At 35.4% G+C, this 9,132-nt stretch carries 8 protein-coding genes and 2 tRNA genes; 7 read left to right on the plus strand and 3 right to left on the minus strand.

Features of this window, described 5'->3' with window-relative positions; genetic code table 11:
* A partial coding sequence (locus tag JGH11_RS17810; protein WP_201114052.1) for a hypothetical protein occupies positions 1–342 on the minus strand: 342 nt, incomplete at its 3' end.
* A gap of 120 nt (positions 343–462) precedes the next feature.
* Here JGH11_RS17810 and glpE point away from each other — a divergent pair.
* The 7 genes from glpE to JGH11_RS17845 all read left to right on the plus strand — a co-directional run bounded on the left by glpE (position 463) and on the right by JGH11_RS17845 (position 6,065).
* The gene (glpE, locus tag JGH11_RS17815) at positions 463–759 is read left to right on the plus strand and encodes a thiosulfate sulfurtransferase GlpE (protein WP_201114054.1); all 297 of its coding nucleotides are present in this window, start codon (positions 463–465) and stop codon (positions 757–759) included.
* Between the two features lie 120 nt (positions 760–879).
* Positions 880–1,533: a hypothetical protein gene (locus JGH11_RS17820; protein WP_201114056.1), complete on the plus strand. Its 654-nt coding sequence runs from the start codon at positions 880–882 to the stop codon at positions 1,531–1,533.
* Positions 1,534–1,635: 102 nt separating this feature from the next.
* Positions 1,636–3,483 carry a 2-oxoacid:acceptor oxidoreductase subunit alpha gene (locus tag JGH11_RS17825; protein ID WP_201114058.1) on the plus strand — a complete coding sequence of 616 codons (1,848 nt, stop codon included), beginning with the start codon at positions 1,636–1,638 and terminating at the stop codon, positions 3,481–3,483.
* Between the two features lie 4 nt (positions 3,484–3,487).
* A complete protein-coding gene (locus JGH11_RS17830; RefSeq protein ID WP_201114060.1) occupies positions 3,488–4,519 on the plus strand; it encodes a 2-oxoacid:ferredoxin oxidoreductase subunit beta in 1,032 nt (343 codons plus the stop codon).
* A gap of 175 nt (positions 4,520–4,694) precedes the next feature.
* A complete protein-coding gene (locus JGH11_RS17835) occupies positions 4,695–5,393 on the plus strand; it encodes a porin family protein (protein ID WP_201114063.1) in 699 nt (232 codons plus the stop codon).
* Between the two features lie 92 nt (positions 5,394–5,485).
* Positions 5,486–5,558 (plus strand) — tRNA-Gly (locus JGH11_RS17840).
* A gap of 423 nt (positions 5,559–5,981) precedes the next feature.
* Positions 5,982–6,065 (plus strand) — tRNA-Leu (locus tag JGH11_RS17845).
* Positions 6,066–6,393: 328 nt separating this feature from the next.
* Here the strand turns inward: JGH11_RS17845 and JGH11_RS17850 are convergent.
* Both JGH11_RS17850 and JGH11_RS17855 read right to left on the minus strand, forming a co-directional pair.
* Entirely contained in the window at positions 6,394–8,613 is a 2,220-nt protein-coding gene (locus JGH11_RS17850) for a peroxiredoxin (protein WP_201114065.1), read from the minus strand.
* 15 nt (positions 8,614–8,628) lie between these two features.
* Positions 8,629–8,862, minus strand: coding sequence for a hypothetical protein (locus tag JGH11_RS17855; RefSeq protein ID WP_201114067.1), 234 nt, complete (start codon positions 8,860–8,862; stop codon positions 8,629–8,631).
* Positions 8,863–9,132 lie beyond the last annotated feature (270 nt).

A 9,132-nucleotide genomic window follows, 5' to 3' on the forward strand; every position in this document is an offset into this window, starting at 1 on the left:
GTTCTGATCCATTACATATTTCATGTGGTCCACCCCTACGCTTATAGCAAGATTGTCCTTTATGAAATAACCGACCCTGAAATTTGTTTGAGGAATAGTGATGCGATCAAGACGAAGATAGTTGTAATAGCTGATTTTGTTTTGTTTATCGGATGCTTTTGCTCTACGCAATGTGAAATCATAATCATTTCCCTTGAAGTGAATATTGGAATTGGTGTAAGCATCCCTGTTCCATCCCCATAGAGCGTAAAAAGTTCCTTTTTTATACGCTGGTTCAGATTGAGCCGACAGTAGTGAGGTTTGAATTACAATAAATGTAATTGCTAATAGTAATTTTCGCATGTGAGTGTTTTATTAATTGTTAAGCTTATGAAAAGAACAAAAAAGTTATTCATTTGTTCAATTTATTGAGACAGCTTTGTGATAGAAGTTGTCTATGTGTGTTACAATGAATGAAAACTTATGGTATTTAAACGAATAAGCTCTTCAAGAGCAAAAGAACTTGTGGAAAAAAATAATGACTCGGTACTTGTAGACATTCGGGATACTGATAGTTTTATTAATGGGCATGTAGATGGTGCATTACACCTGACTAATGAGAGCCTTTCGGGTTTTTTATCCACTACGAGTAAAGATTCGCCAGTTTTGGTAATGTGTTATCATGGAAATAGTAGTCAGACGGTAGCGCAATTCCTCTCAGAACAAGGATTTACTGAAGTATACAGTATTGATGGTGGGTATGAGGAGTGGTATGATTGAATTTGAAAAATATATTTCTTTATTTTATATGATGTGAAATAGGTTTGTTTTTTAGTAAAAAAGGCGTTACTTTGTTAATGATTGGTTTTAATATGTTTAACCTTATGCTTTAATGAAGTTATGAAAAAGAATTATAATCTGTTTTTACTTCTGATAATCTTTCCGATTTTTTTATTAGCGCAAGATTCTCTGGGCGAAGGTTATTTGTTCGACAAGTTTAAGGATGGAAAAGTTATCTTTAAAAATGGGCAAATATCTAATGCGCCTTTCAATTATAATACACTTTCGGAAAAATTATTATTTATGTCAGATGGGGAGATGCTGGAATTAGCGAATCCTAATCAGGTAGTATTAGTGAATATTGATAACCGAATTTTTGAGCATATAAAAGATGGGCTTTTCTACGAAAGAATAAAAGTAGGAGATGGTGCTTTATATGTTCGCTGGAAATCTCTATCCATATCAAAGGGGAAAAAGGGTGCTTATGGTGTAACTTCATCTACTTCCTCAATCGATAATATAAATCAAATAAGTTCCTCAGGTAATGTGGTTAAGCTCAAATCGGATGAAGAATTTAGAGTAACGCCTAGGAACCAATATTTTTTAAAAATAGCGAATAAATTCAAAGAGTTTAATTCTGCGGATTCGTTAGCAAAATTATTTAAAGGTCATGAGGATGAAATAAAAAAATATATAAAGGATGCACAACTGGATTTCAATAAAATAGAAGATTTGAAAAAGGCCATTGAGTTTTGTGGGCAATATAATAAGTAAAAGTATTATTTCAGTATTTTTCGCTTCTTTTAGTTGTATATTCATGAATACTTTTTTTTCTTTGTCCGTAAATAATTTGATCCATTATCTATAATATTAGTAATGCAAAACACAGTAAGAATTAAAGATGTAAAAGACATCGTCATACGTTTTTCCGGAGACTCCGGAGACGGTATGCAGTTAACAGGGACTATTTTTTCCAACCTTTCGGCAATCTTCGGCAATCAGATCGCGACTTTTCCTGATTATCCTGCTGAAATTCGTGCCCCACAAGGTACTCTTTCGGGCGTTTCTGGATTTCAGGTACATTTGGGGAATCAAATTTATAATTCTGGTGATAAATCGGATGTACTTGTCGCTATGAATCCGGCAGCCCTGAAGGTGAACGCAAAATCCTTAAAAAGGGATTCTGTTATAGTTATAGATACAGACTCTTTCCAAAAAAGGGATTTAGAAAAAGCTGCATTTACCACAGACGATCCTTTTAAGGAATTAGGACTCACATCTCAGCAGGTAATAGCCGTTCCGATTACTACTCTGACAAAAAGCAGTTTGGAGGGGATGGAATTGGATATGAAGTCGCGGGTGCGAAGTAAGAATATGTTTGCGTTGGGGCTTGTTTGTTGGATGTTCAACCGTCCTTTGGATGTCGCAAATCATATGTTATCTGCAAAGTTTGCAAATAAACCTATATTAGTGGAGGCTAATTTGAAAGTATTAGCTGATGGTTTTAATTACGGGCAAAATACTGATACAACGATATCTTCTTATCGTGTAGAAACTATAAATGTAGAAAAAGGATATTATTTAGATGTAAATGGAAACAGTGCAACAGCGTATGGCTTGATTGCAGCATCTGAAAATTCAGGTAAGCCTCTTTTCCTTGGGTCTTATCCTATTACACCTGCTACCGATATCCTGCATGAATTGGTGAAACTCAAACAGTTGGGGGTTAAGGCTATTCAGGTAGAAGATGAGATAGCCGGAGTATGTACAGCTATTGGTGCCAGCTTTGCCGGTAGTTTGGCTGCTACATCTACTTCAGGACCAGGGTTGGCACTAAAGGGTGAGGCTATAGGTTTGGCTGTTATGGCCGAACTGCCTTTGGTTGTAATTGATGTTCAACGTGGAGGGCCATCAACAGGTTTACCTACTAAAACTGAGCAAACTGATTTACGTCAGGCTCTGTATGGGCGTAATGGGGAAAGTCCTATTGTTGTGGTTGCAGCTGCCAGTCCAACTGATTGTTTTGATATGGCTTATTGGGCATCAAAAATAGCATTGGAGCACATCACACCCGTTATTCTGTTAACAGATGGATATATAGCAAATGGGTCTTCGGCTTGGCGTATTCCTGATTTGGATAAATACCCACCTATAGTGCCGCATGATGTAACTCAATATAAGGGAGATGAATGGCGTGCTGCTTTAAGAGATGATGAAACAATGGCTCGTTATTGGGCTGAGGCCGGATTGGAAGGCTATACTCATCGTATAGGTGGACTCGAAAAAGATTTTGATACAGGTGCAATATCGACGGATGCAGCAAATCATCAAAAAATGGTAGATGTGCGCCAGAAGAAAATAGATAAGATTGCAGATTATATTCCGCAATTGCAGCTTGTTGGCGGAGAAGATGCCGATTTGCTCGTTGTAGGTTGGGGTGGTACATACGGACACCTACGGGAAGCTGTAGAGAAGATGAATGATGCAGGACAAAAAGTTGCTCTGGCGCACTTCCACTTTATTAGTCCGTTACCTAAAAATACAGAACTAATTCTTAGTAAGTTTAAAAAAATTATTGTCGCCGAACAGAATAACGGTCAATTTGCAGGTTATCTTTTAGAGAAAATACCGGGTTTAAATATATCCCGTTATAACAAAGTTGAAGGACAGCCTTTTGCTGTCTCAGATCTAATTAATGTATTCACTCAGAAATTAGGAGAATAAAACAATGGATATAAATTTAAAAATGGCCCCATCTCATTCGGCCAAAGATTATAAGAGTGATCAGTATGTACGTTGGTGTCCGGGGTGTGGTGATCACGCACTACTCAATTGCTTACATAAAGCGATGGCAGAGTTGGATATCATGCCTCATATGACAGCTGTAATATCAGGTATAGGCTGTTCATCACGTTTACCATATTATATGAATACTTATGGCTTTCATACGATTCATGGGCGTGGAGCTGTCGTAGCTACAGGTGTAAAAACAGCTAAACCCGAATTGACTGTTTGGTTAGCTACAGGTGATGGTGACTGTTTGGCTATTGGTGGAAATCACTTTATTCATGCAGTACGTCGGAATGTCGATATAAATATTCTATTATTGAATAATAAGATATATGGATTAACAAAGGGACAATTCTCTCCGACATCGGATAGAGGATTTGTTTCAAAATCTTCACCTTATGGAACAGTTGAAGATCCTTTCCATCCGGTAGAATTGGCTTTGGGCGCTCGAGGTAGTTTCTTTGCCCGTTGTATTGATGTTGATTTAGCTAATACAACCGAAATACTAACTCAAGCTGCTAAGCATAAGGGTACATCAGTAGTGGAAATCCTTCAAAATTGCGTAATATTTAACGATGCCATTCATGATAATATTGTGGATAAAGCATGGAGGGCCGAGCGTACTATATTACTTAAACATGGAGAGAAAATGCTTTTCGGGGCGAATAAAGATAAAGGTTTAGTCATAGATGGCTGGCAGATTAAAGATGTAATAATCGGACAAAATGGATATACTATAGATGATATTCTTGTTCACGATGCAACTACTAAGGATGATACTTTGCATCTTAAACTAGGTATGATGTCGCCTGAGAATGGATTGCCTTTGGCTCTTGGTGTTATTCGTAATGTAGAAGCTCCGACTTACGAAGAGGGTGTTCAAGCTCAAATAAAAGAAGTTCAGGAGAAGAATCCTATACGTAAACTAACTGATTATTTAAAAACCAAAGATATTTGGGAAGTGAAATAAATATATTAGTTAAATTCATTTATATAAAACATCGTACTTTAAAGTACGATGTTTTTTTATGGATATAATTTCTTCGATATGCAACATTTTTACATTAATTATTTATACAAATAAAAAATAATATATCTTTGTCTTTCTTTACAAAACTAAATATAGAATCTTAACCAATTTTTTTATGAAACAGACTAGTCGGATTGTATTTATCTCAATGTTTTTATTAGTGTGTATGTTATCCAAAGCGCAGGAGAGAAAACTCTACTTCGGAGTCAAAGCAGGATTTATGTTTTCTGATATGAGCGGCTATCCCTCAGATACCAAAATAAAACATGCATTTACGGGAGGGTTGACTTTTGATTATTTTATAAACTCAGATCTTTATCTGTCATCAGCATTAGAATATGCGAATAAAGGTAATAAATTCGATCATGTAGATGAAAGCTATGTTGAGGCAATAGTGACATTTAAGAAATCTACAGTTGCAGCTATGTATCTTCAAATGCCTATACATGTCGGATATAAATTTGATATTAATAAATCTACTCGTTTGATGATTCAAGGAGGTCCTTATATTGCATATGGGCTTGGTGGACAAACTGAACTAGGAAACGATGTGATTATTCAGACGCAGGCAGGTACTACAACTACAACTCTTGCAGACTATATGGCTTCAACTAATAGTTGGAGAAGAGGTGAAGAAACATTTAGTGAAGCCAGACTTCGGGAATTTGATTGGGGTATTGGCCTCGGATTGACTTTAGAATATGAACATGTGAATGTTGGATTGCGATACGACCATGGATTATATGATATTGCAAGATGGGAAAAGGCAGTGAGAAATAGAGCAGGTTATATAACCTTTGGCTATAAATTTTAATTGAAGGAGTGCAAATATATCTTTTTGTGAAGAAATTAACAACTTAAAATTTTGTAAAGTTAAAAATAGCCTATATATTTGCACTCTCAATTGCGAAAGTAGCTCAGTTGGTAGAGCACGACCTTGCCAAGGTCGGGGTCGCGGGTTCGAATCCCGTCTTTCGCTCACGTTTAAAACTATCAAAAGAAAATTGGAAACCTGCTAAATTAATTGATTTAGTAGGTTTCTAATTTTTAATAGTTGTACTGTCTCGATCATTAGCTATATAACTAAAGAAGTATCTGTGTCAGATGAGATATTTTATGATGATGTATCGGGTAAATGCTTATGTTGTAGTCAATGGATAGGTTATGGAATATTGTTTCTTTTACAGTGATAGTTTTTTCTCTAATTATTCTGACTTAAAACTCATCAATAAATAAGATACTTAAACGCTTGTATTATTTAAAAAAAGTATCTATTTTTGAGCCCGAAAAGTAAAGCAGACATGTGTAATGTCTGTTGAACAAATTGAAAAATTACCACATGGGGAATGTTTTTGTATATTTGTTCTGGTGTGACAGGTGTCACATTTTTTATTAATATTATACACACGTGGTGGAATTGGTAGACATGCTACTTTGAGGGGGTAGTGCTCGCAAGGGCGTAGGGGTTCAAATCCCCTCGTGTGTACAATGCTTAAACGAGAAAAGTCCGCATTTATGCGGGCTTTTCTTATCTACAGAAGATTATAAGCGATTCTTAATGGTCTTTTCTAGTGAGGATCGAACTGGGTTAATCCATCATTCAGATAGAGGTGTTCAGTATTGTAGCCATGAATATGTAAGATTATTGATAGAAAATTATCTTTTTATATGCGATTTTATTAATCAAAATACATAATACAGATAAGAGTTTTTGAATTATATTTCATCTTGCATTACCCGATTTTGTTATAACGGAGAAGCTTTACTCGGATTATCTCCGGCCATTGGATGATTTCAATCAAACTCAGGCTAGCTTATTTCTTTTCTGACTTTATCAATTGCTCGAAATCGTGATCAAAATTATGGCTAGTAATACTTTTTTTCATAACCAAACCTTCCCTGTCTACTGTCTCGTAATGAGGGATCCCATTGAATTTAAAGAGTTCACGCATACGGTTATAGTCATCATCTGAGAGACGATAGGTATGCACCAAGTCCTGTTCTTCTACAAACTTATCATACCGGTCTTTAGGTGAGCCAGAGGTACTGGTTATAAAGACAAATTCTATATCAGAATTACCCTTCAGTTCTTCCCGTTTCGCTTTCATATCCTTTATCCCCAATATACATGGGCCGCAATATATATCCCAGAAATCGACTAAAATATATTTTCCTTTGAATGAAGCCACTATATTACGAAATATATCGGCGGCTTGTGTTTGTGGCAATTCATACCGTTCTTTTACCTTCACGGGATATGCCAAAGAGAAAATACGCTGGGCTTCACTCTTCAAAAACGGATGCTTGATGTAGGTATCCATGCCATCTATTATTCGTTCAGCATCCTCTTTTTCCATATTTTCGAATGTTTGTTTCAGCTCACGTACTTTGAATATCTGGGAGATCAGATTAGGACGGATATTCAAATCTTTTAAGAGTATAGAATCTTTCAACCTCCATTCTTTCAATTTCTTATTCTCATCATCGTTAGCCGGATTTTGTCCGTATTTTTCCTGATATTTTGTATAATAAGATTCGTTCTTTTTATAGAAAGCTTCAAATACAGCTTTATTTGCCTTTTGAATATCTTTTACTTTATCCCATTCTTCCGCCGAAAAATGTGTTTTACCTCCAACCTTATCATCAAATTCTTTAATTACAACTTCTTCTTCTGTAAGCTCTATATTTTCATCTTCCAACAAGTATCTGAGGTATGATTTTTTCGGTACAATATTATCATGTACCATACTAAACACCGGTGTAAAATGGTCACAATATTCAAATCTATTGATAAAAGAAGATGCAGAGGAAGAAACTAATATAGATTGGCTATCAAGAGGAAACTCCTCAAGGAAATTATAATAATCAATAGGAAGAGGCGTTTTTATTATTGTATTTGCAGAGTCTTCTTTCGCATAATATTTTCTCATACCAGCAAAATCCATCAATAAATAGCCATAATCCATAAGTGCTATATTATTGAGCAGATTAACACCTTTTTCAGGGAATCCTTTCCCTTTTTCAATAATTGTCTTTTTATTTCTTTCATATAAATCTCTAGCTAGTATTTTAAAACTTTCAGGAGTATTACTTTTTATATCCTCGTTATATTGTTTCCAATTATATGTTTCCAATTTCACAGCTTTTATTCCGGAATTAACTTCAGCCAACGGTCCGTAAAAATCTATTTTCAATTCCTCCCTTTTGTTTCTATATCTGTCTGCCAGCAAGAAGTCTTCCCAATCCAAGACTCCTCCCAAGATACAACCCTGCTCCATATACAAGTTACAGTAATTATCAAGTATAGTTATGTATACCATAGTTGGATATGACATAGGAATATTGACATCGAAGCGACCATCGGGCTGTATTTCTATTACAATAGGAAAGTTTTCCCGAGTCAATTCATTCGAAGCATATACAATACCCGTATTTTTCCCAGCCTTAGAATTATATCCTTTTATATAGCCTATGAAACGAGCCATACCTTGATTGAAGAACTCTGTAGAATTGTAGTTTTTTAAAGGTTGTTTTTCAGATTTTGTTATTTCACCCTCAAGCCATGCCAGAGCCTCTTTTTCCGCTTGCTGTTGTTTTTTTATTTTTTCTTCTTTCAGCTTTTTTCTGTTTTTCTCTAATGATACTCCAAATATGATTGCCTTTTCCTCTTCACCAAAGTCAAAAGATTCTATAGGTTCATCAGGACGGGGAAATATCAACACAAATGTAGAATCTCCCGAAGAAGGCATATATATTTCTTTATCAAATTCTCCTTTTTCTATGTCTGTCGCATATATCTTATCCTTCCCCTCAGGCTGAATAAATGTTGTTCTCGGAAATTTCACCCACCAATTTGGGATAAATGTCGTATGTACATGAAGCTTCATTTGTGTAGGAGTAAGTTCAATTTTTGAGATATTCTCTATCCCGGAGTTTTTGACCTCGTAATAAGGTTCATCTATTATTATTGTTTCCTGTGCTGAAAGCGACAAAACGAATGATAATAATAGCAAAGCTGTAAATGTTTTTTTCATAGTCATGATAGATTATTATTTTATCTCTACAAGTTTAATATTCTTGTCCAGAGCATCCATTTCAAATGGATTTGTTATTTTTTTCAATTTATCCTTCAGTTTTTGGGGTATACTTATCTCTGTTTTGAAATCAACTGTCCGCCTGATAGGTAATTCCATATTAGATTGTCCCGAATATAACCAGACATCTTTTATTATGATATCATTGATATGTATCTGACTGAGCGCCCTAGTTTCTTGTGCCGGCAAGATAACAGACCAGTCTCCAAGACGATTCGCTTTCGTCTTATATATTTGTTCTTGAAACCTGACTGTTACAGCCTCTTTTGGTGATGCTCATCCCCATATTCTTACAGGACTATCACGCTGCAATATTGTGCCATTGCTAATCAAACTAGGTAGCTTAACTGTAGCTCACAATTGGATACCGGAATCAAAGAAAAATATCAAAATCAATTAGTACTTATCGAATATCTTTACTTTGCATATTATTAAATTTTATTTCAATTCGCTTTCAGG

The organism is Dysgonomonas sp. Marseille-P4677 (assembly GCF_016652235.1).
Taxonomy (GTDB): Bacteria; Bacteroidota; Bacteroidia; order Bacteroidales; family Dysgonomonadaceae; genus Dysgonomonas.